19 protein-coding genes are annotated in these 23,233 nt (G+C 62.3%); 8 read left to right on the top strand and 11 right to left on the bottom strand.

The genetic code is table 11. From position 1 onward, the window contains the following. Positions 1-85: 85 nt before the first annotated feature. The 7 genes from PAF12_RS04560 to PAF12_RS04530 form a co-directional block, all read right to left on the bottom strand. Positions 86-2,938 carry a ribonuclease E/G gene (locus PAF12_RS04560; RefSeq protein ID WP_271108816.1) on the bottom strand — a complete coding sequence of 951 codons (2,853 nt, stop codon included), beginning with the start codon at positions 2,936-2,938 and terminating at the stop codon, positions 86-88. Positions 2,939-3,373: 435 nt separating this feature from the next. Then, on the bottom strand, positions 3,374-4,702 hold the full coding sequence (locus tag PAF12_RS04555; RefSeq protein WP_271108815.1) for a sigma-54 dependent transcriptional regulator: 1,329 nt from the start codon (positions 4,700-4,702) through the stop codon (positions 3,374-3,376). Positions 4,703-4,718: 16 nt separating this feature from the next. Further along, entirely contained in the window at positions 4,719-6,440 is a 1,722-nt protein-coding gene (locus PAF12_RS04550; protein ID WP_271109646.1) for an ATP-binding protein, read from the bottom strand. A gap of 148 nt (positions 6,441-6,588) precedes the next feature. Continuing rightward, positions 6,589-7,257: a phosphoribosylformylglycinamidine synthase subunit PurQ gene (gene purQ / locus PAF12_RS04545; RefSeq protein ID WP_271108814.1), complete on the bottom strand. Its 669-nt coding sequence runs from the start codon at positions 7,255-7,257 to the stop codon at positions 6,589-6,591. Positions 7,258-7,533: 276 nt separating this feature from the next. Next, positions 7,534-8,694, bottom strand: a complete 1,161-nt coding sequence (locus PAF12_RS04540; protein WP_271108813.1) for a Hint domain-containing protein — start codon at positions 8,692-8,694, stop codon at positions 7,534-7,536. A gap of 594 nt (positions 8,695-9,288) precedes the next feature. Next, a complete protein-coding gene (locus tag PAF12_RS04535) occupies positions 9,289-10,500 on the bottom strand; it encodes an NADP-dependent isocitrate dehydrogenase (RefSeq protein WP_271108812.1) in 1,212 nt (403 codons plus the stop codon). A 149-nt stretch (positions 10,501-10,649) separates the two neighbouring features. Next, on the bottom strand, positions 10,650-11,309 hold the full coding sequence (locus PAF12_RS04530; protein ID WP_271108811.1) for an alpha/beta hydrolase: 660 nt from the start codon (positions 11,307-11,309) through the stop codon (positions 10,650-10,652). Positions 11,310-11,474: 165 nt separating this feature from the next. On the opposite strand from PAF12_RS04530, the gene PAF12_RS04525 reads away from it, so the two are divergent. The 4 genes from PAF12_RS04525 to ampH all read left to right on the top strand — a co-directional run bounded on the left by PAF12_RS04525 (position 11,475) and on the right by ampH (position 16,645). Further along, positions 11,475-11,939, top strand: coding sequence for an Rrf2 family transcriptional regulator (locus tag PAF12_RS04525; RefSeq protein ID WP_271108810.1), 465 nt, complete (start codon positions 11,475-11,477; stop codon positions 11,937-11,939). A gap of 228 nt (positions 11,940-12,167) precedes the next feature. Beyond that, on the top strand, positions 12,168-13,007 hold the full coding sequence (locus tag PAF12_RS04520; RefSeq protein WP_271108809.1) for a ferredoxin--NADP reductase: 840 nt from the start codon (positions 12,168-12,170) through the stop codon (positions 13,005-13,007). Positions 13,008-13,308: 301 nt separating this feature from the next. Continuing rightward, positions 13,309-15,330, top strand: coding sequence for an OmpA family protein (locus tag PAF12_RS04515; protein ID WP_271108808.1), 2,022 nt, complete (start codon positions 13,309-13,311; stop codon positions 15,328-15,330). Positions 15,331-15,505: 175 nt separating this feature from the next. Then, positions 15,506-16,645 carry a D-alanyl-D-alanine-carboxypeptidase/endopeptidase AmpH gene (gene ampH, locus PAF12_RS04510; RefSeq protein WP_271108807.1) on the top strand — a complete coding sequence of 380 codons (1,140 nt, stop codon included), beginning with the start codon at positions 15,506-15,508 and terminating at the stop codon, positions 16,643-16,645. A 30-nt stretch (positions 16,646-16,675) separates the two neighbouring features. Here the strand turns inward: ampH and PAF12_RS04505 are convergent, their stop codons facing one another. The 3 genes from PAF12_RS04505 to PAF12_RS04495 form a co-directional block, all read right to left on the bottom strand. Further along, positions 16,676-17,299 carry a DNA-3-methyladenine glycosylase gene (locus tag PAF12_RS04505; protein ID WP_271108806.1) on the bottom strand — a complete coding sequence of 208 codons (624 nt, stop codon included), beginning with the start codon at positions 17,297-17,299 and terminating at the stop codon, positions 16,676-16,678. Further along, positions 17,296-17,919 (bottom strand): GntR family transcriptional regulator, encoded by a 624-nt coding sequence (locus PAF12_RS04500; RefSeq protein ID WP_271108805.1) that lies wholly within the window; start codon positions 17,917-17,919, stop codon positions 17,296-17,298. Before PAF12_RS04500 ends, PAF12_RS04505 begins: the two co-directional genes overlap by 4 nt. A 78-nt stretch (positions 17,920-17,997) precedes the next feature. Next, entirely contained in the window at positions 17,998-18,462 is a 465-nt protein-coding gene (locus PAF12_RS04495; protein WP_271108804.1) for a MarR family winged helix-turn-helix transcriptional regulator, read from the bottom strand. 228 nt (positions 18,463-18,690) lie between these two features. On the opposite strand from PAF12_RS04495, the gene ectA reads away from it, so the two are divergent. The 4 genes from ectA to PAF12_RS04475 all read left to right on the top strand — a co-directional run bounded on the left by ectA (position 18,691) and on the right by PAF12_RS04475 (position 22,484). Further along, on the top strand, positions 18,691-19,221 hold the full coding sequence (gene ectA / locus PAF12_RS04490; RefSeq protein ID WP_271108803.1) for a diaminobutyrate acetyltransferase: 531 nt from the start codon (positions 18,691-18,693) through the stop codon (positions 19,219-19,221). 55 nt (positions 19,222-19,276) lie between these two features. Next, positions 19,277-20,566: a diaminobutyrate--2-oxoglutarate transaminase gene (ectB, locus tag PAF12_RS04485; RefSeq protein WP_271108802.1), complete on the top strand. Its 1,290-nt coding sequence runs from the start codon at positions 19,277-19,279 to the stop codon at positions 20,564-20,566. A 6-nt stretch (positions 20,567-20,572) separates the two neighbouring features. Then, a complete protein-coding gene (locus PAF12_RS04480; RefSeq protein WP_271108801.1) occupies positions 20,573-20,968 on the top strand; it encodes an ectoine synthase in 396 nt (131 codons plus the stop codon). An 82-nt stretch (positions 20,969-21,050) separates the two neighbouring features. Then, complete coding sequence (locus PAF12_RS04475) at positions 21,051-22,484, top strand: aspartate kinase (protein ID WP_271109645.1); 1,434 nt, start codon at positions 21,051-21,053, stop codon at positions 22,482-22,484. Positions 22,485-22,567: 83 nt separating this feature from the next. Here PAF12_RS04475 and PAF12_RS04470 read toward each other — a convergent pair whose 3' ends face one another. After that, complete coding sequence (locus PAF12_RS04470; RefSeq protein ID WP_271108800.1) at positions 22,568-23,167, bottom strand: outer-membrane lipoprotein carrier protein LolA; 600 nt, start codon at positions 23,165-23,167, stop codon at positions 22,568-22,570. Positions 23,168-23,233 lie beyond the last annotated feature (66 nt).

Genomic DNA, 23,233 nt, shown 5'->3' with positions numbered 1-23,233 from the left:
GCAGATTTACGCCAGAGGCCACCGCGTCACAGTGACGTGGGCGCTACGAAAAAGGCCCGCCGCAATCCGGCGGGCCATCTGTCTGTCAGCCGATGGACCACCAGCCGCGGCGCTTGGGACGCGACGGCTTGTCGTCGCGCGCCTCCACCACCTCTGCCGGTTCGGCAGCTTGCTCGGGTGCGGGTTCCGGTGCGGCTTCCGCCTCAACCGGCGCTTCGGTGCTGGCGACAGGCGCTTCTGCCGGGACTTCCGCGCTCTCGGACGCCTCAGCGGGCTGTGCCTGCGCCACATCATCAGCGGCATCAACAGCGACCGTATCAACGGCAACCGGCTCAGGAGAGGTCTGCGCCTCTGCCGCGTCAGGTGCCTGCATGGCGGGCGCGTCTTCCGGCTTTGCCGTAACCTCGACCGGCTCGGCAGGCTTGTCGCGCAGATCCACGACCTCCGCGCTCGCCGTTACGGCAAGATCGGCGGCAGCTTCCGCGACCGGGGCTGCGCTGTCTTGCGCCGCGTCCTCCGTCACCGGCTCTGCCTTGCGGCGCGAGCGGCTGCGGGAGCGGCTGCGCGATTTCGGCTTCTCCGCAGGCTGCCCGTCTTGCGTATTGGCGTCCTGATCGCCATTCGCCGCCTGATCGTCCTGCGCGTCATCGCCGCGATCACGCGATTTCGCGGCCACCGCCCCGTCATCGTCATTGTCGCCCTGTGCGCCATTGTCGCCCGACGACTCATTGCCGTCATTCCGATCCCGGCCACCCCGGCGACGCCGGCGGCGGCGGCGTTTGGAGCGGTTGCCGCCCTCACCCTCGCCATCACCGTTATCGCTGGCTTCGACCTCGTCGGTGCTTTCCTCCTCGACCGGGTCTTCGTCATCGTCGATCTGCGCCATAAGCTGCGCATCGACAGAGACGACCGGGCTCAGCACATCGGGCACCGTCCGGGTCGCGGTCTTGAACTTCTCAAGCGCGAAATCGGGGGAAATCAGCATCGGATCGGCCTCGACCCGCACGGACATGCCATAGCGCGCCTCGATCACGGCGATATGCTCGCGCTTGCCGTTCATCAGGAAGTTCGCGACCGCAACCGGCGCCTTGACCAGCACCTCGCGAGAGCGCTTCCGCGTCCCCTCCTCCTCGATGGCACGCAGAATGGTCAGCGCCAGGCTGTCGTCAGAGCGGATCAGCCCGGTGCCGTGGCAATGCGCGCAAGGCTGAGTCGTCGATTCCAGCATGCCCGGCCGCAAACGCTGCCGCGACATCTCCATCAGGCCGAAGCCGGAAATCTTGCCGACCTGAATCCGCGCGCGATCTGTCTTCAGCCGGTCTTTCAAACGCTTCTCGACAGCGGAGTTATTCTTCCGCTCATCCATGTCGATGAAGTCGATCACGATCAGCCCGGCAAGGTCGCGCAGGCGCAGCTGGCGGGCAATTTCATCGGCGGCTTCAAGGTTGGTCTTGGTCGCCGTATCCTCGATGGAGCCTTCCTTGGTCGCACGGCCCGAGTTCACGTCGATGGCCACAAGCGCCTCGGTCACGCCGATGACGATATAGCCGCCGGATTTCAGCTGAACGGTCGGGTTGAACATGCCGCCCAGATAGCTTTCCACCTGATAACGGGCGTAAAGTGGCATCGGATCGGTGTAGTGTTTCACATTGCGGGCATGGGACGGCATGATCATTTTCATGAAGTCCTTGGCCACGCGATAGCCCCGGTCGCCCTCGACCAGCACCTCGTCGATCTCCTTGCTGTAGAGATCGCGGATCGAGCGCTTGATCAGATCGCCTTCCTCGTAAATCGGCGCAGGTGCGGTCGATTTGAACGTCAGGTCACGGATCTGTTCCCACAGCCGCATCAGATATTCGTAGTCGCGCTTGATCTCCGTCTTGGTGCGCTGGCTGCCCGCCGTCCGGATGATCAGCCCCGCCCCCTGCGGCACTTTCAGGCTGGAGGCGATGTCTTTCAGCTTCTTGCGGTCCGAGGCATTGGTGATCTTGCGCGAAATCCCCCCGCCCCGCGCCGTATTCGGCATCAGCACGCAGTAACGTCCGGCGAGGCTGAGATAGGTCGTCAGCGCCGCGCCTTTATTGCCACGCTCTTCCTTGACCACCTGGACCAGCATGATCTGGCGGACCTTGACGACCTCCTGGATCTTGTAGCGCCGGGGCCGGGGTTTCTTGGGGACGCGAATTTCCTCGCTGACATCCTCGTCAGCCACGGATTCGATATTTTCGTCCTTGGCGGAGGCATCCGCCGGTTCGGCGTCGCTCTCGCTGTCATCGCCTTCACCGTCATCCGCGTCACCGTCATCAGCGTCACCGTCATCAGCGTCACCGTCATCAGCGTCGCCGGCCGCGTCGGCGTCCTGACGGGGGGCGTCCTGCTGATCCGACGCCTCCGCCCGATCCGCGTCCACATGACCGGCTGACGCGTCGGCTTCATCGGTCGCATCAGCAGTATCGGCGGGCGCATTCGCCACGCCCTCGTCATTGTGGTCGACGACTTCCATGCCCGGAATTTCGTCCGAGCTGACCGCCTCGTCCCCGGTCTCCACCTTTTCCGGCTGGGCCTGTTTGGAGGATCTGCGGCGGGAGGATTTGCCACCCCTGCCGGAAGATTTGCCGTTTTCCGCCTCCTCAGCCGCGACGGCCTCGGCATAGGCGCGTTCCTCGTCAAGCAGCGCCTGGCGATCCGCAGCCGGGATCTGGTAATAATCCGGGTGAATTTCCGCGAAGGCGAGGAAACCATGACGGTTTCCGCCATAATCCACGAACGCGGCCTGAAGCGAGGGTTCGACCCGCGTCACCTTCGCCAGATAAATATTGCCAGCAAGCTGCCGCTTGTTGACCGTCTCGAAATCAAATTCCTCGACTTTGGTTCCATCCACCACGACGACGCGGGTCTCTTCCGCGTGCGTCGCGTCGATTAGCATTTTCTTTGCCATTTGGTTTTCTTTCGCGCAGCATTCCGTCCCGGCCTGAGGCCGGAGGCGTGATGTTACTGCGGTGTGCTGGGGACGCGGTTGCGATGATACAGGGCGCAGCGGAGAGCGATCCCCACCTGTTTCCGGCCAAACTATATCCCGCGCGATGCATCGCGTCTGTTACCTCTTGGCCCCGGACCAAAGCCACGGGGCAGCTAATATCGGCCCCTGAGCGTATTACGCCTCGGGACGGTTTTCTCGGCAGGAGTGACGGCTTGTGGCGCGTCAGCTTCCGCTGCGAAACTGATGGCGCGGTCATTCAGTCAAATGAAAAGCTCCGCGCATAGTCCGAACATAAAGGCGAGAGGCGAGGAAGTTCAATGGGCAATCGCATTTTCCTCGCGCGCAGGTAAATTCCGGCTTAATACGCGCAGCCGCCGGAACCGCCGCCCCTGTTCAGCGATAATCGCCGCGTTGCAACCCGTATTTCGCCATTTTCTCGTTCAGCGTGCGGCGCGGCAGGCACAGCTCGTCCATCACAGCGGCTATCGAACCCTTATGGCGGCGCATGGTGTTGTCGATCAGCATTTTCTCAAAACTCTCGACATATTCCTTGAGCGGCTTGCCCTCGGTCGTGGTCGCCTGCGGCTGCTCCTCATCCCCCTCGGCCATCAGCAGGGAGGTTATGGAACCCGAGCCGCGCCGGTTTTGCAGCACCGCCCGCTCCGCGACATTGATCAGTTGCCGGACATTGCCGGGCCAAGGCGCCTGCAAAAGCTGCGCCGCCTCCTGCGCGTTCACCTGCGGCGGATCACAGCCATATTCATCAGCGAATTCCTCCGTCATGCGGGTGAACAGCGCCAGAATATCCTCGCCCCGGCTGCGCAGCGGCGGCACGGTGATCTGAAGGGCGGACAGGCGGTAAAACAGATCGGGACGCAGCGAGTCCTCGGGCTTGTGGCCCCCGCCCCTTGCATTGGAAATGGCGATGATCCGTGTCTCCGCCGGGTTACCCTGTTCTGAGATAAAGCCCAGCAGACGCGCCTGCAGCGCATCGGGCAGCGCCTCGATATCCTCCAGACACAGCGTGCCGCCCCGGGCCTCCTCAACTGCGGGAAGCCCGTCTTCCAGAGGGCCGAATAATCGCGCGCCGAGTTGCTCTGCGTCGAATGCAGCGCAGGCAATGGGGACAAATTTCTTGCCCGCGCGCGGTCCGACCGCATGAAGCGCATGGGCGACCAGCGTCTTGCCGACCCCGGTTTCCCCGTCGATCAGCACATGACCATCAGCCTGCCCGAGATCGAGAATATCCTCCCGCAGCCGCTCCATCGCCGCAGACTGGCCGACCAGCTTCGACATGACCTGCTGTCCTTCCGACAGATCGCGGCGGATGGCGCGGTTGTCCAGCGTCATCCGGCGGGCATGGGTCGCCTTCTTCGCCAGCTCGGTCATCCGGTCCGGCTTGAAGGGTTTTTCCATGAAATCCATCGCCCCGATCCGCATCGCCTCCACGGCCATCGGCACATCGCCATGTCCGGTGATCATGATGACCGGCAGTGCGGAATCGATATTCATCAGCCGCTTCAGAAACGCGATCCCGTCCATACCCGGCATGCGAATATCCGTGATCACGACGCCGGGCCAGTCCGGGCCGATTTCCTTCAGCGCATCCTCCGCCGAAGCGAAAGTCACCGTATTGAACCCCGACAATACCAGCCACTGGCTGATCGATTCACGCATATCCGGCTCGTCATCCACGACGGCAATCCGCAATGTCTTGGTCATGCTCTGCCTTTCTTTTTCATTCTGCGGCCAGAGGCGCCTGATTTCGCCCATCATCGGGATCGTAAAGTGGCAAGGTCAGTTCGAAAACCGCGCCGGTGCCATGTTCGGCATTATGCGCGGTCAGCCTGCCGCCGAAATCGGAAACGATCCCGGATGAAATCGCAAGCCCCAACCCGGTGCCCTCTCCGGGCTTCTTCGTGGTGAAGAACGGTTCGAACAGCTTGTCCAGATCGCTGACGCCGGGTCCGTTGTCACGAATCGTCACAAGGGCTTGAGCCCCGGCCTCGATCGCGATTTCAATCTCTGCATCTTCCTGCGACTTGGTGGCGTCAATCGCATTGCGCAAGAGGTTGATCAGCACCTGCTCCAGCCGGATCTGGTCGCAATACACCATCACCGGACGGCGCGGCAGGTTGCGGATGATGCGGATCGGGCGGGTGCGAAGCTGCGGCTCCATCATGGTCAGCGCGTTGGACAGGGCGTGGCGCAGATCGACCGGCTCAAACGCCTCGCCCCCCTTGCGAGCATAGGATTTGAGCTGCCGGGCAATGGCCCCCATCCGGTCGACGAGATCGTCGATACGCTGAAAACTCGACAGCGCCTCTACCGCGCGACCCCGTTCGAGCAGCAGCCGCGCGCCCGCCAGATAGGTCTTCATCGCTGCCAGAGGCTGGTTGAGTTCGTGACTGACGCCTGCCGACATCTCCCCCAAAGCGGCGAGTTTTGAGGATTGCTGGACCGTCTGCTCCGCCACCCGCAATTCGCGCTGCACCCGCTCCCGCTCCGCGATCTCGCGCGTCAGCCGGGAGTTCAGCGCCCTGAGATCGGCGGATTCGCGCATATAGGCGACACTGCGACGCTGCGCCCTTCGTGACAGCAGGTAAAACACCACAGCCGCCAGCACGGCAAATATCATCGCCTCCAGCGCCAGAACCGCCAGAATCCGCTCCCGCACCGACTCATAGGTGGTGAAGTTGAACATCCGCCAGCCACGGAACGGAATACGGGTTTCGGTCTGCATGACCGCCCGGCCCTTTACCCAAGCGTCAATCGGCGTATTCGTCCAGTCCGAGGTGACCGCAAAGGCACGCTCGATGGCGCTTGGCACCGGGCGCACCGACAGCGCCTCGTCCAGCGGCAGGCCGAGCCAGCGGCTTTCGGTCGACAGGATCACCTGCCCGGTCGAATCCGTGACCGCCACGGCTTCGGCAATCCCGGCCCAGCTTTGTTCGAGACGCGAAAGATCGGTGCTGACCACGATCACGCCAAGCGTACCGGAACTGTCCGCAATCGCGCGTGAGTAGACGAATTCATATCGCCCGCCCTGATCTTCCGGCGCGACGGTGAACACCGTATCCCGCGCCCGCATGGCGTCGACGAAATACGGTGCGGAGACATAATTCGTGCCCAGCAACTGCCGGTCCGTCGCCGCGACTGTGCGCCCCGAGGCATCCAGCAGCCGGATGGAGGCGACACCGATTTCCTTCTGCGCCGAGATCAGACGGGCGGAGGTGAACGCATAATCATCCGATGCCAGCGCCGAAATCACCGCCGGATCGCGGGCCAGCATCATCGGCACGACGGCATTGCGCTGCAATTCAGACTGCAACTGCCCGGCGTACAGCGTCGAGCGCAGTTCGGCCCTCACCCGGGTATTTTCGGAAAACCGATCGCTCAGCCAAAAACTGGTCGCCCACAAGACCAGCCCGGCGAGAATGAGAAACAGCAGCGTCGCCAGGCGCGCAACCCAGGGGCTGGGCGCAGCCTCTTTACCGGAACGAGCCGGCAGGTCATCTTCGGGCGCGTCAATTCTCACAAGGCGCAATCCGCAACGGCTTCGATACAGGAAATCTAGGCAAACCGACGCATTCTGCCAAGCTTTTCACTCAAACCGCGGCAAGCGCTCCGGCGAGGGAGGCGAACATCGCGGCCCCATCCGTGCCGCCATGATCGTCATCGACCGCGCGCTCCGGATGCGGCATCATGCCCAGAACCCGCCGGTTTTCTGACAGAATCCCCGCAATATCGTCCACCGAACCGTTGATACCGGCGGCATAGCGGAACGCGATCCGGTCCTGATCCTTCAGTTCCGCCAGCCCTTCAGAGTCGATCTGATAATTGCCGTCATGATGCGCCACCGGGACATTCAGCCGCGCGCCCGTGTTATATCCGGATGTGAAATCACATGCGGTCGTAACAACCTCCAACGGCACCTGCCGGCACAGGAAGGTCAGCCCGGCATTGCGCATCAGCGCACCGGGCAACAGACCCAGCTCGGTCAGCACCTGAAACCCGTTGCAGATGCCCAGCACATAGCCGCCCCGCTCGGCATGGGCGCGAATGGCCCGCGCAATGGGAGAGTTCGCGGCAATCGCCCCGCAGCGCAGATAGTCCCCGAAGGAGAACCCACCCGGCACCGCAACCAGATCCGTCCCCGCGGGGAAGGTTTCGTCCTTGTGCCAGACCTGCACAACCTCGGCACCGGCGCGCTGAAACGCGACGCGCAGATCACGGTCGCAATTCGAACCGGGAAAAGTGATGACGGCGGCTTTCATGCGGGCAGGCTCCGTATCAGGGCAATGATGGACAGCCGATAGCGGATTCGGTGCAGGATGGGAAGTCGCGCCGAAAACGGAAGGGCGCCCCGGCAGATTCCCTGGATCCCCAGGACCACCGGAGCGCCCGTGAAAAATGGACCGGCGCCAGATCCATTTAAAAAATATATTCCAGAAACGTCATAAAATCGACATGTACATTTTGGTGAGTTGCAACGATTCGGAATGATCGCGGCATTAATGCAACTTTCGCCGACTGTTGGTTTAAAGCGTGGCTTACTCGGGATGCGGCCAGCCCGACAGCAGCGGCTGTCCGACCTGAGATTGCCGTTCCATGAACAGCTTCAACCGTTTGCCGTCAGGGATCTGGCGAACCGGCTCGGCCAGGAAACCGGATGCGAAAAACTGCGGAAACAACATCTCGATTTCTTCCCGCGCCTCGGGGGAGAGGGTCTTCAGCATCTCAGGCCCGGTAAACAGGCTTTCCGTCGGCATGCCCTCGGAAAAGATGACCTCGTGCTGGTCAAACAGAATATGCCAATAGATGACGCCGACCCGCTGCTCTTCGATCTCGACCCCATCCAGCGCGGTCAGCTTGATGGCAGGGACCAGAATTTCATCCGCCCCGAACATGTCCGGCACCAGCGGCGAGCGGACAAGCACGCGATGCTGACGACTGACGACAAGATCGCGCTCAGGCAACCGCTGCCCCAAAGCTCCGGCCCGGATGCGGATCGGGCGCAGTTTCGGATTGGCAGTCAGATCGTCGCCCGACAGGCGTGTCGCGCCGATCCAGCGAATTCGCTGATACCCATGATCCAGCGTGCGCAACTCTGTCCCGATTTTAAGCCGCTCGACCGGCACCATACCTGCACGGGTCTCGATCAGCGTCCCGCTGGCGAAGCAGAAAATATCGCTCTGGGCCGCCATCGTTGTGTTGTCCAGGGGGTCGGCCCCGAAACTGTTCACCGTCAAAGAGACGATCTTGCGCCCCGGGGCCGCATTTTTATACGCGGTGATCGCCGTGCGAACACTGTTCACGGGGTTGACTACCACATCCCCGGTCAATGTGTTGACGCCGGTTCTGGCTATAACAAATGTACGCGCCCCGCCCGCATAGGTTTGCGAGGTGCCATCGCTGAAATTGACGGTGATATTCGTGTGGAACATCGACTGGACAAAATATGTCGTCCCGTTGATCTGCAGACGGTCGCCGTTTGTCCCCGTTTCACCACTCATTCCAGTATGGACTTGTTCGTGATCGTTCAGATCCCCGTCGCCATTGCCGTCGATGAAGTTCATCCGGTCGAGCTCCCCGGGGATCGCGTAGGTATTACCCAGGATTTGATTAGGCTGATAGTTATTGTTCTGATCAACGGCGATCGTCGGCACCACGCCACTAAGAATGAAAGTCTGGATATCGCTGATGTTTGCCATTGGCCGCGCCTGCCCGCCCTATGCTGATATACAATAATTAGATGTAATAAGATAAATATATAGTACCCTAGGTTGTTATCCCTGAACGCTAGCATGCGATTATGACGCCGGGTATCCGGACAGCGTTCGTTTAGAGAAAATTTTCAAGTGATTTAGACAAATTTACGCAAAGCAGGATGAGCCCTTCGGGACAGGGCTTCGATGATCTTCCTGTCAACATATTGATTTTAAATTATAATAATGAAGACACAGTCACGCCGAGTCGCCAGCTCCAGATATTCATCCGATCTCGTCCCGACCTGACAGAACAGCGTCGCCGCGCAGCACAACTGATTTCTGGAAGCTGCATAAGCTCGAAAAATGCGGCGATCTCGCCGCCTATTCATCCTGGTTATGAATCTGCGCAGCCTGCAAACCGTTCACGACGCAGGATCCGCCCACATCGGTAAGCGCAGGCATCCAGAGGCCCTGTCCATCCAGCAGCCACCCCGGGCCCACCTCCGACACCGCACCCGCCACACGCACGAAAAAAGGCCGGGCAGATCGCCCGGCCTTTGCCACTGTCAGTCGCTTAGCTTGCCGCCGTCAGGCGCCTCAGCTCAGCGCCTTGTTCAAATATTCATCGACCTTCTCAAGGAAGCCCATCGTCGACAGCCATTTCTGATCCGGCCCGACCAGCAGCGCGAGGTCTTTGGTCATGAACCCATCCTCGACCGCGCGCACCGTGACCTTCTCCAGCGTCTGGGCGAAAGTCATCAGCGCTTCGTTCTCATCCAGCTTGGCGCGATGCTTCAGACCGCCGCTCCACGCATAGATCGACGCGATGGAGTTGGTGGAGGTCTCATTGCCCTTCTGGTGCTCGCGATAATGGCGGGTGACGGTGCCATGCGCCGCCTCGGCTTCGACCGTTTTCCCGTCCGGCGTCATCAGAACCGAGGTCATCAGCCCCAGCGAGCCAAAGCCCTGCGCGACCGTATCCGACTGCACGTCGCCGTCATAGTTCTTGCATGCCCAGACATAGCCGCCCGACCATTTCAGCGACGCCGCCACCATGTCGTCGATCAGGCGATGTTCGTAGGTGATACCGGCCTTCTTGTATTCGTCAGCGAACTCCGCGTCGAACACCTCCTGGAACAGATCTTTGAAGCGCCCGTCATAGGCTTTCATGATCGTGTTCTTGGTTGACAGGTAAAGCGGGTATTTCCGCTGCAACGCATAGTTCATCGAGGCGCGGGCGAAATCGCGGATCGATTCGTCGAGGTTATACATCGCCATCGTCACGCCGGAGCCCGGCGCCTGGAACACCTCATGCTCGATGGTCTCGCCATCGTCACCGACGAATTTGATCGTCAGCTTGCCCTTGCCGGGGAATTTGAAATCGGTGGCGCGGTACTGATCGCCGAACGCATGACGGCCGACAACAATCGGCTTGGTCCAGTGCGGCACCAGACGCGGCACGTTCTTGCAGATGATCGGCTCACGGAAGATCACCCCGCCGAGGATGTTGCGGATCGTCCCGTTGGGCGAGCGCCACATTTTCTTGAGCCCGAATTCCTCGACCCGCGCTTCATCCGGGGTGATCGTCGCGCATTTGACGCCGACGCCGTATTCCTTGATCGCGTTCGCCGCGTCCACGGTGATCTGGTCATCGGTGCGGTCCCGCTCCTCAATGCCCAGATCGTAATATTTCAGATCGATGTCGAGATAGGGCAGGATCAGCTTCTTCTTGATGAAATCCCAGATAATCCGGGTCATCTCGTCGCCGTCCAGCTCGACGACGGGGTTGGCTACCTTGATCTTCGACATGAGGCATCCCTTCGGTTAGGTTGGCTTTGCGCGCGGTATAGCGGTTCCGGAACCGGAACGGAAGTCAGTATGCCATTGTATGCTTTTTGTCTGCATTTTCTGCGCAGGCGACCCGCATACAGATCATCCGGCACCCCGGAAAAGCGCTTCTACCGCGTCGTCTCCGTCAGCCTGCGGCGGACATAGGCCTGCACGGTGGAGATCATCGGCTCCATATGCGCCTCATCGTCGCGGAAGAAGTGGTCGGCACCCTCGATCACCTCGTGGCTGATGGTGATGCCCTTCTGCTCGCGCAGCTTGCCGACCAGCCCATCCGTGTCCTTCGGCGGCGCGACGCGGTCGGCGGTGCCGTTGATGATCAGCCCCGAGGCCGGGCATGGCGCGAGGAAGCTGAAATCATACATATTCGCCGGCGGCGCGACACTGATGAAGCCGGTGATCTCGGGCCGGCGCATCAGAAGCTGCATCCCGATCCAGGCACCGAAGCTGAACCCAGCAACCCAGCAATGCTTGGAGTTCGGGTTCATCGCCTGAAGATAATCCAGCGCGGCGGCAGCATCGGACAATTCACCGACGCCCTGATCGAACTCACCCTGCGAGCGTCCGACACCGCGGAAATTGAACCGCATCACCGTAAAGCCGATCTTGTGAAAGGCGTAATGCAGGTTATAGACGACACGATTATTCATCGTCCCGCCAAACTGCGGATGCGGGTGCAGAATGATGGCGATCGGCGCATCGGGGTTGGATTGGGTATGATACCGCCCTTCGAGGCGGCCATCGGGACCGGGAAAAATCAGTTCAGGCATCGCATTCCTTCGCGAAACGGTTTTCTTGACGCAGCCAAAGGCGGCATTTATCTCCAGTCACCGAAGATGTGGGCCAGCCCCAGCCTGCGCAAGAGCAGCCAAGTCCGGCGCAGTTAGCCCAGACCCTGCACGCTCGTCAATCTTTTCGGGCCAGAGGAGCAGAGCATGAAACTTTCCACCAAGGGCAGATATGGCATGGCAGCGCTTGTCGATCTGGCACTTCAGCCGACGGAGTCGCTGACCTCGCTGGCCGATATCGCTGAACGGCAGAGCATTTCGCTGCCCTATCTGGAACAGCTTTTCGTGCGCCTGCGCCGCGCCGGTCTGGTCGAATCCGCACGCGGTCCTGGGGGCGGCTACAAGCTGTCGCGCCCGGCGACGGAAATCCGCGTCTCCGACGTGCTGGCCGCCGTCGATGAAACCGTCAGCGCGCTGCATGTCGGCGCGGGCGCATCGGGCGGGCTGTCGGGGTCGCGCGCGCAGACGCTGTCCAACCGGCTGTGGCAAAGCCTGTCGGCGCATGTCTATGTGTTCCTGCATAATGCAACGCTGGCAGATGTGGCGCATAACCAGTTGCTGCCCTGCCCTGCGGTGCCGGATATCCTGTCGGTGGTGGACGATAAATCCTGATAAGGCGAGAGGGCTCGTCAGGCTGGTTGCGCACGACGCAGGAGAACGGGACAATTCCCCTGCGAGAGCCACACAAGCCCGATAATTTCCTTATCGACCGCGAACCCCTGCAATATTCGCGGAAAATATTCTAATTATCACGCGAACCAGCCTGATCGGGACAATCTGACGCCCCGACCGGGCTTCACCCACGCGCCGTGATGGCATAGAGAACCCGCAGGACCGCAGATGACACTGGATATTGCCGTGACCCAAGCCCCGAACCGCGAAAAGCCGACCCTGCCGGATGCGCAGACGGTGACGGCTGTGAAGCATTGGACCGACCGGCTGTTCTCTTTCCGCGTGACCCGGCCCGCCTCGCTGCGCTTCCGCTCGGGCGAATTCGTGATGATCGGGCTTCTGGGCGATAACGGCAAACCGCTGCTGCGCGCCTATTCCATTGCGTCCCCGAACTGGGATGACGAGCTGGAATTCTATTCCATCAAGGTGCCGGACGGGCCGCTGACCTCGAAGCTCCAGCATATCAAGGAAGGCGATCAGATCATCCTGCGCCCGAAACCCGTCGGCACGCTGGTCCTCGACGCGCTGCTGCCGGGCAAGCGACTGTGGTTTCTCGCCACCGGCACCGGCATCGCGCCCTTTGCCTCGCTGATGCGCGACCCGGAAAGCTATGAACGCTTCGAGCAGGTGATCATGATGCATACCTGCCGCACCGCCGACGAGCTGAATTATGGCCGCGAACTGGTCGAAAACCTGCGTAACGACCCGCTGCTGACCGAGCTTTACGGCGAAAGCTTCGCCGACCGGTTGCTCTACTACCCGACCACCACCCGCGAGGATTCGCCGCTGATGGGACGGATCACCGACAATATGACCTCCGGCAAGGTGTTCGCCGATCTCGGCCTGCCCGCGATGAACCCCGAAGAGGACCGCGCCATGATCTGCGGCAGCCTTGCCTTCAACGTCGATGTGAAAGCGGTTCTGGAAGGTTTCGGCCTGCGCGAGGGCGCAAACTCCGAGCCGAAGGAATTCGTGGTCGAGAAAGCCTTCGTCGGCGACGGCATCTGATCCTGTCGTGAGGGGCTTTGCCCCTCTTGCCGCTACGCGTCAATTCACCCCAGGATATTTCCGCCAGGCTGAAACGGCGCGGCTCTCACGCTGGCGCAAATATCCTCGGGGGAGTCCGGAGGACGGGGGCGGAAGCCCCCTTTTCGCTTGCGGCATAACCGCGTCTGTTCCTTGACAGCCAAACCCGCATCGCCCGTGCGGGATTTTTCTTTGCTCACAGATCGCTCACGCAGATTTTGGGAACGATGCGTGCGGGCTGCCGTTACTGTGCAGACCAAACCAGATCGTCAGGGAGGACCCTATGGGCCGCTTCACCGCCAATTCCACAGCCATTGCCGCATTCTTTTCCTTCGGCCTCCTCACCCCGGCCCATGCCGAGATTATCCTGCCGCCCGAGGAATTCACCGCACAGGCCGGACCACGGGCCGAGCAGATGCCGCCGCTGAACAGCATCCTTCAGGCCGAACGCCGCGCGGGGCTGACCCAGGAGCAATTGAGCTGCCTTGACGGATCGGCGCGGCCCTGTGCCGATGACATGCCGCTGATGACACCGGCTGGCGTATCGGTGCAGCTTAACTCCGATGGCCAGATGATCCTCGCACCGCAGAACCTGCAACCGTTCACGGTACAGAATGGTCAGCCGATGGTCCGTGGAAACGATCTTGCTGAACTGGCGGAAGCACGGCTGGCCGCTGCGCAGGCCCGTGCCGCGCAGGTGCAGGCTGAAGCGGATGCACCCGAGGATGAAGCCGATGACAGCGCCGCCGACGACACCGCTCAGCAGAACCAGCAGGCTGAGGCGACGGCAGAACAGACCGCCGAAGCCGCCCGGGAGGCAGCCGAACGCGAGGCCGAAATCGCAGCCCAGATCGCGGCGGCGCAGGCGGCGGAATCGGTGCTGGATGACGAACCTGCCGCACCCGCGATCAGCGACAGCTACGCCAATGACGAACACCGTGTCGAACCTCGCTTTGCCGATCAGTATCACCGGGAGCGGGCCGAACATATGCCGCAGCTTTCGGCGCTTCTTCAGCAGGAAATCTCCGAGGGCCTGACCGCCGACGATCTGGTCTGCGCGGATGGTGCCGACCGGCCTTGCGCCGAGGGGATTTCGCTGCTGAGCCCGCGCGGCGTGGCGGCGGAGGTGACCGAGGACGGACGGATCATCATGGGCCGCGCCGTCCAGCAGGTCTATGTCGTGGGCGAAGACGGAAAGATGCGCGCCCGCGGCTCCAACACCGAAGCGGCCCGCGAAGCCGCCGAGGCCGCGGCCCCGACCGCCGCCGCCCTGACCGCGCAGCAGGGTGAGGGCGAAACCGTCACCGAAACCGTGGCCGAAGACGAGGCGCGCAGTTCGTCCGAGGATTTCGCCACCACTCTGACCGATGCGATCCGTCAGGCCAGCGAAGGCGGCAGCGGGGCATCGGATGACGGCGATAACGACAGCAACGATCTCGCCCGCGCCGCTCTGGTCGGGCTTGGCGCGCTCGCCGTCGGGCAGATGCTCAACGGCAATCGCGAGGTGGCGCTGAACACCGGCGACCGGGTCATCGTCACCCGCGAGGATGGCAGCCAGCAGGTGCTGAAGGACGACAACGCCCTGCTGCGGCAGGCCGGCAACGAGATGCAAACGGAGAATTATTCCGACGGCTCCTCCCGCACTATCGTGACCCGTCCCGATGGCTCGCAGATCGTGACCATCCGCGCCGCCGATCTGTCGGTGCTGCGCCGGGTTCATATCGCCCCGGACGGGACCGAAACCGTGCTGATCGACGAATCCGTCGAAGTGCCGCCGGTCGAGCTGGCCGAGTTGCCGCAAGCGCCGGCACCAAGCGCCGATACCGCGCCGACGACCGAAGCCGCGCTGCGCGAAGCGCTGGCGCGCGAGGCCGCCATCGACCGGCGTTTCACCCTGACTCAGGTGCGCTCCATCCCCGAGGTCCGCAATCTTGTCGCCCCGGTCGATATCGACGCGATCACCTTCGACACCGGCTCTGCCGCGATCAACCCCGATCAGGCCCGCCAGCTGGCAACGCTCGGGTCGGTGCTGGAGGAAAGCATCGCGCAGAACCCCCGCGAAATCTTCCTGATCGAGGGGCACACCGATGCCGTCGGCAGCGCGACCTATAATCTGGCCCTGTCGGATCGCCGCGCGGAATCTGTGGCGCTGGCGCTGTCGGAATATTTCGATGTGCCGCCGGAGAACCTTGTCGTGCAGGGTTACGGCGAGGAATATCTGAAGATCCCGACGCTGGCGGATGAGCGGGAGAACCGCCGCGCCTCCGTCCGCCGGATCACCGATCTGCTGGCCTCGGCGCAGTAACGCAGGACAATATGAGGAAGGCCCGGCTATATCGCCGGGCCTTTCGCGTTTGAAATCCGTAACGCCATGAAGCCACGGCATTTGCCTTATTGATCATATTGTCGGATGTTACGGTATCGGCGTCGTCACCCTGTGCCGGTGCGGCATGTTCAACTTTCATCGGCAGCGATCATTCATGCAGATAAACAAATTCCTCCGGCGGGCGTTTCTTCCTGTTTTGCTGCTGGCGCATCCGGGTTGGTCCGCCCCCGCGCAGGCTCAATCGGCACTGCTCGACGACACGGTATCCTTCACCGGGCAGGTGCTGTTCCTCGAAACCGGCGTGCCGGGGCTGGTGATCGGTGCCGTGCAGGGCGGGCAGCGCGTGGTATTCGGCTTCGGCGAGACCAGACGCGGGAATGGCGAGACACCCGACGGCGACACGCAGATGCGGGTCGGCTCGATCACAAAGGTGTTCACCGGCGCAGTTCTGGCCGATATGGCGGCTGAGGGCAGCATCGGGCTGACCGACACGCTCGCCTCGCATCTGCCCGACATCGACGTTCCCCGAAAAGGCGACCGGCCGATCCGGCTGATCGACCTTGCCACCCATACATCGGGACTGCCAAGGGAGCTGGAGCGGGAGGTGGACGAGGATGATCCGTTTTCCACCATCACGCTTGACGCCTATTTCGCCGCGCTGTCCGACGACAAGCAGCTTTTCCCGGCTGGCACCGGCGGGCTTTATTCCAATTTCGGCTTCGACATGCTCGCAGCGGCACTGGGCGGGGCTGCGGGCGAGCCCTACCCCACGCTGCTGCAAAAGCGCATTCTCGATCCGCTGGGCCTCGACAGCACCGGCTTTGCGGGGATGGAGGGGCGACGCATGATGTCCGGCCACGGTTTCGACGGCGAAGCACTGCCCGATGTGCCAAGCGGCCCCGCGATGGCCGGGGCAAGCGGGCTATACTCCACGGCCAACGATATTCTGACCTGGCTGGAATGGCACCTCGATGAGGGTGACGCGTGGGCCGAAACTCGGCTTCTGGATCACGCCCCATATGTGAACCGGGACGGGCTTTCGCCGGTGTTCGGCTTCGATGAATCCGGCGAGATGGACGCTATGGCGCTTGGCTGGATCGTCATGCAGCCGGACGGCAACCGACCCCTGATCCTTCAGAAGGCGGGCGGCTTGCAGGGGATGTTCCTTTATCACGCCTTTGCACCCAGCGGGGATATCGGGGTCTTTGTGGCGGTCAATCAATTCGACTTCGCGGCATCCGCGCTGATTGCGCAATTCGCGAATGATCTGATCACCCAGCTCGCCGCGCGGTAAGCCCTTGCGACCGGCGGATGACGGTGGCGATTACGACCGCACGCCCTCGCGCCCTTTCGCGACCCGGTAATAGGCCCAGAGCCCCCGCGCCGCGACCGAGCGCCAAGGACGCCACGGCTCCGCCATCGCCTCAAGCGCCTTGGGTGCGGGGCGTTCGTCGAGGCCGTAGAGCAGCTTCGCCGCCTCCTGCAAGGCCAGATCGCCCGCCGGGAACGCGTCGCTCCGGCCCAAAGCGAAGGCGAGATAGATCTCCGCCGTCCAGCGCCCGATGCCGGGCAGCGCGACCAGTATCGCAATCGCCTCCTCATCCGGGGCGTTGCGCAGCGCGGCCCAGTCGGGTTCGTTCTCCACAATGCCCAGAAGATAGCGGATCTTCGGGCGCGACACGCCACAATCGCGCAGCCCGTCCGCGCCCGCAGCCCGGATCGCCGCCGGTTCGGTCAGCCCCGCCGCCTCCAGCCGCGTCAGGATCGCCGCCGCCGCCGCAATGGAAATCTGCTGCCCGATAATCGCATCAAGGATCGCGCCGAACCCGTCATCGCGTCGGCGAAGCGGCAGATCCAGCCCCGGCAGCGTCGCGGCCCAGACCGGACAGACGCTTGCCAGATGTGCCGCCCCCTCGGCCAGATCGGCGTTGTCCGCGATCACCCTCACCGGTCGCGCCGCGCATCCTCACGCAGCCTTGTCTCGAACGCGCGCGAGATATGGTTGCGCAGCGCCTCCTCCGCCGCCACCCCCTCGCCGGATTTCAGCGCATCGACAATCGCCTGATGCTCCGCCAGCGCGGTCTTGCTGCGCCCTTCGACCGCAAGCGAAGTACGCGCCATCAGCGCCATATTGCGATGCACCATATCAAGCTGCTGCACGAGATAGCGGTTATGCGAGGCGAGATGGATCTGATGATGAAAGCGCCGGTTCGAGCGCGCCAGCGCATCGGCATCGTCAAGCCGGGTCATGTCCTCGTCGATCATGGATTGCAGCACCCGGATTTCCTCCGGCGTCGCGTGGCGGGCGGCCAGCCGCGCGGCCAGCGCCTCCAGCTCCGTCCGCACGATATACAGCTCCGACAACTGGTTGTGATCCAGCGTCGAGACGATCAGCGAACGCCCGTCCCGCTTGACCATCGACTGAGTTTCCAGCCGCTGCAAAGCCTCGCGCACCGGGGTTCGGGACACCCCGAACCGCTCAGCCAGCTCGGCCTCCACCAGCCGGTCACCGGGCTGATACTCCCCGGCATCCATGGCATCGACAATCAGTGAATATGCGTCTTTCATAACCGAAACCTGCCGGGATTTCCAAACCGAATGCAAGCGCGAAGACCGGGCGTTTCATTCCGGCCTATTATCGCGCCTTCAGAGTTCGCCCGGATAAAGCACCGCCCCCTGCCCGCCTTCCGGCATGTCCAGCATCAGCGCGACACGTTCCAGCACCGACACGATCATCGCCTGCTCCCAATCCGGCAGCGCCTCGAAATCCGCGGCGAAGCGCTGCTGCAAGGCGTCCGGCGCTCGCTCCAGCGCCGTCCGGCCCTGTTCGGTCAGCGCAATCAGCGTCTGGCGGCGATCCGTCGGGCTGGGCTGGCGCGTGACATGGCCTGCCCGTTCCAGCTTGTCGATCATCGCCGTCACCGTCGCGGGCGCCACATGCATCCGCTTGGCGATGGCCCCGCCGGTGCTGGTCCCGGTCTCCGCCACGATCTGCACCACCCGAAGCTGCACGGGCGTCATCCCCGCCGACTGCGCCAGTTCCTTGCCATGCAACTCCGCCGCGCGCAGAATCCGCCGAAGCGCGATCAGGCAAACATCTATGCGGTCCAAGCAGTTAACCCCTCCGATAACCAGCCTGACCATATTCCGCATTCTTCCGGCCCGGTCAATCACCGCGTTAATCATTCGAGTTACAAAAAATTAACTTTCCGAAACATCCAGCAATAGCTGCACGAAATCGCCTTTAAACCTGCTGTGAACGCGTGAAATGCGGTTCTGCGGTTGCAAAATACGCGCGGAATGTTATTTAGCTACTCGAAGTAATTTGAGGCTCACGGCATGAAAGACATGATCGACAGCAACACCCCTGACACGCTGACCTTCCGCAAGCCGGAATCGGAGGACGGCAGCAATATCTGGGAGCTGATCAAGTCCTGCAAGCCGCTGGACGAAAACAGCATGTACTGCAATCTGATCCAGTGCGATCATTTCGCAGATACCTGCATCCTGGCAGAGCGTAACGGCGTAGCGGTCGGCTGGATCTCCGGCTATCTTCTGCCCGATGCGCCGGACACGCTGTTCGTCTGGCAGGTCGCCGTTTCGGAAGAGGCGCGCGGTCTCGGCCTTGCTGGCCGGATGCTGGACAAGCTTCTGTCGCGCGACGACATGGCGGGCGTGCTGCATCTCAAGACCACGATCACCCGCGACAATGATGCAAGCTGGGGCCTGTTCCGCAGCCTTGCGGAGCGGCACAATGCGCGGCTGACCGACGAGCCGCATTTCAGGAAAGACGACCATTTCGACGGCGAGCACGCCACCGAACACATGGTCACGATCCACTTTCCGGCCCCGGTGGCGCAGGCGGCCTGATCCGGCCCCGCCGCCGATTACTCCTCCCCCTTTTCAAAACTCCCGAGGTAACTCCATGCCGACTGACAAGACGGCCGACACCGCTATTTTCGAGCGCCGCGAATCCGAGGCGCGTTCCTATTGCCGCAGCTTTCCGACCGTGTTTACCCGCGCGAGCGGATCGGTGATGACGGATGCGGACGGGCGTGATTATATCGACTTCCTCGCCGGGTGTTCTTCGCTGAATTACGGCCATAACGACCCCGACATGAAAGCCGCGCTGATCGAACATGTCAGCCAGGACGGAATCGCGCATGGGCTGGACATGTTCACCACCCAGAAGGCCGCATTTCTTGAAACCTTCGAACGGCTGATCCTGAAGCCACGCGGCATGGACTACAAGGTCATGATGACCGGCCCGACCGGCACCAATGCGGTTGAGGCCGCAATCAAGCTGGCCCGCAAGGTGACGGAGCGGCGCAATATCATCGCCTTCACCAATGCGTTCCACGGCATGACGATGGGCAGCCTCGCCCTGACCGGCAATGCCGGCAAGCGCGAGGGCGCGGGCGGCGGCAGTCTGGCCGATGTGACCCATATGCCGTTTGAGAACGCAATGGGCGAGAATGACACGCTGGAATATATCGAATGGGCGCTCGACAACCCGTCAAGCGGCATCGATGCGCCCGCCGCCTTTATCGTTGAGCCGGTGCAGGGCGAAGGCGGGCTGAACGCCGCCAGCCGCGACTGGCTGCAAGGCATTCAGCGCATCGCCCGCAAGCATGGCGCGCTGTTCATCATCGACGATATTCAGGCCGGGATCGGCCGGACCGGGACGTATTTTTCGACCGAGGAATACGGGCTCGACCCCGACATGATCACGCAGGCCAAGTCGTTCTCCGGCATGGGCCTGCCCTTCGCGGCACTGCTCATCAAGCCGGAACATGACATCTGGAAACCGGCGGAGCATAACGGCACCTTCCGCGGCAACACCCATGCCTTCGTGACCGCCCGCGTCGCGCTAGAGAAGTTCTGGGCCGACGATGCCTTCGCCGCCGAGGTGCAGCGCAAGGGCGATCATCTGCGCGACCGGCTGGAGGCGATGGCCACGCTGATTCCGGGTGCTGCGCTGAAAGGCCGTGGCATGATGCGCGGCATCGACGTCGGCAGCGGCGATCTGGCCGGCGAGATCTGCGCGATTTGTTTCGAAAACGGTCTCATCATCGAAACATCCGGCGCGCATGACGAGGTGGTCAAGGTGCTCGCCGCCCTGACCATCCCTGACGAGATTTTCACCAAGGGTCTGGATATTCTGGAGGCCGCGATCCGCGCCGCCACCAACAAAAACCAGATCGCAGCGGAGTAAACCGATATGATTATTCGTGATTTCAACAAGCTGAAGAACACCGATCGCGACGTGAAGGATGCTCAGTGGTCCTCGGTCCGCATGCTGCTGGCCGATGATAAGATGGGCTTCTCCTTCCACATCACCACGCTGGAAGCCGGTTCGGAACACACGTTCCATTACAAGAACCATTTCGAAAGCGTCTATTGCATGTCCGGCAAGGGCTCGATCACCGATCTGGCCACGGGCGAGACGCATGAGATCACCCCCGGCGTCATGTATGCGCTGAACCTGCACGACAAGCACACGCTGCGGGCCGAGGAAGAGCTGGTCATGGCCTGCTGCTTCAACCCGCCCGTGACCGGGACCGAGGTGCATCAGGCCGACGGCTCCTACGCCGCACCCGCGACCGAAGACGCCTGAACCCGCGCTCCGGCGCGCAATAACAATAACACCATCAGAGGCCCGGCCCCGGCAACGCGGGCCGGGAGAGCGATTGACCGATCTGAATTTCCCCGCGCATACCGTCGAGAAAATCGGCGGCACCTCGATGAGCCGCCTGAACGAACTGCGCGACACGCTGCTGATCGGCGGGCGGAAAGGCGAGGATCTGTATCACCGGATCTTCGTCGTCTCGGCCTTCGGCGGCATCACCAATCTGCTGCTCGAACACAAGAAAACCGGCGAGCCGGGCGTCTATGCCAGCTTCGCCAATGCCGCCGACGATCAGGGAGGCTGGCAGAACGCGCTCAACCGCGTCTCGGACGCCATGCGCGCGGCGAATGCCGATCTGCTGACGCATTCCGCCGACCGCAATCAGGCCGATGAATTCGTCCGCGAACGGATCGAGGGCGCGCGCTCCTGCCTGTTCGATTTGCAGCGCCTGTGCAGCTACGGCCATTTCCGGCTGTCGAAACATATGATGGTGTTTCGCGAATTGCTGTCCGGTCTGGGCGAGGCACATTCCGCCTTCGTCGCCACGCTGATGCTGAACCGCGCCGGTGTCGCCGCGCGCTATGTCGATCTGACCGGCTGGCGGGACGAACGTGAACTGACGCTGAACGAACGCCTGCATGCCGGGATGGAGGGCATCGACCTGACCACCGAGCTGCCTATCGTCACCGGCTATGCGCAATGCACCGAGGGGCTGATGGCTGAATTCGACCGCGGCTATTCCGAGGTGACGTTCTCGCGGCTGGCAGCGCTGATCGGCGCGAAGGAGGCGATCATTCACAAGGAATTCCACCTCTCCTCCGCCGATCCGGGGCTGGTCGGGCTGGATGCGGTGCGCACGCTCGGTCACACGAATTACGACGTGGCCGACCAGCTTGCCAATCTGGGGATGGAGGCGATCCACCCGAAAGCCGCCAAGACCCTGCGCCAGAACCAGATCCCGCTGCGGGTGACAAACGCGTTCGAGCCGGACCACCCCGGCACGCTGATCGACGAGGCCCCGGCGGATGCCCCCGGCGCAGAGATCGTGACCGGCCTGCCCGTGGTGGTTCTGGAACTGTTTGAACAGGACATGGTCGGCGTGAAGGGCTATGACGCGAAAATCCTTGAGGTGCTGGCGCGGCACAAGGCGTTCATCGTCTCCAAATCCTCGAACGCGAACACCGTCACCCACCATCTCGCTACCTCGCATAAGCGCGCCCGCCGGATCGAGGCGGAACTGGCGGAGATCTATCCCGCCGCACAGGTCGCCGCCCGCCCTGCCGCCATCGCCTCCGTCATCGGGCGCGACCTGAACGGCCAGCATATCCTGATGCGGGGGCTTCAGGCGCTTGCCGATGCCGGGATCGAGGTGCAGGCGGCACAGCAGCCCAGCCGAAATGTCGACGCGCAATTCGTGCTCAGCCGCGACGATCTCGACGCCGCAATCGCGGCGCTGCACAGCGCCCTGATCGCACCCGAGCAAACCGGCAGGATCGCCGCCTGACTCGGCAGACAACGCCATGACAAAAGGGCCTCCGAAAAACCGGAGGCCCTTTCGCATCTCAGCCTGTCATGTCGTGGCGCGGATCAGTTCCCGCGACGGGCGATCTCGTTCTCCACCACGAAGGTCGAGGAGCTGAAGCGCACGCCCTTTTTCATCTCGCCCAGAATAACCGTGGTTTTCTTGCCCGCATCGTCGGTCACGACCCATTGCCGCAACTCCGTCGGGGAGGTGAAGACCATCTGGATATTGCCGTATTCCGGATGCGCCGGGTCCTGCGCGGTCACGACCGTGGTATTTTTCACCTCGCTATGCCCGGTCACCATCCCCGCCTGCGCAAGGTTCACATTCGCCGCCAGAATGATCGACAGCGGGGTTTTCGACAGCGGATAGATCTGCGGCCCCTGATTCGACTTGGCGTCAAACACGGCTACCTGCCCGCCGGAGGCCAGCATGAGCTGGTTGGAATTCTTGTACTCGAACCGGACCCGGCCCGGTCGCTGGATGTAAACCGTCCCGGCCGAAATCGTGCCATCCGGGTTCACCTGCGTGAATTCCGATTGCAGCGTGCTGAGGCCGTTCAGGTAGTTCGAGATATTGTTGAGCGGTATCTTCTCGGCCAGAGCCGCCGGGGCGGAGACCAGAAGTGCGATGACGGGCGCGAGTGCGAGTGCGAGTTTTTTCATGCGTCCTTTATGACCATCTTTCCAATGACATGCACATCACCTGTTGGCGATTTTCGCAAGCCGAAC

Origin of the sequence: Paracoccus sp. SCSIO 75233 (assembly GCF_027912675.1) — a bacterium.
Lineage (GTDB): Bacteria > Pseudomonadota > Alphaproteobacteria > Rhodobacterales > Rhodobacteraceae > Paracoccus.
The sequence above is the reverse complement of the archived record's forward strand: the minus strand, read 5'-3'. Positions and strand labels throughout refer to the sequence as shown.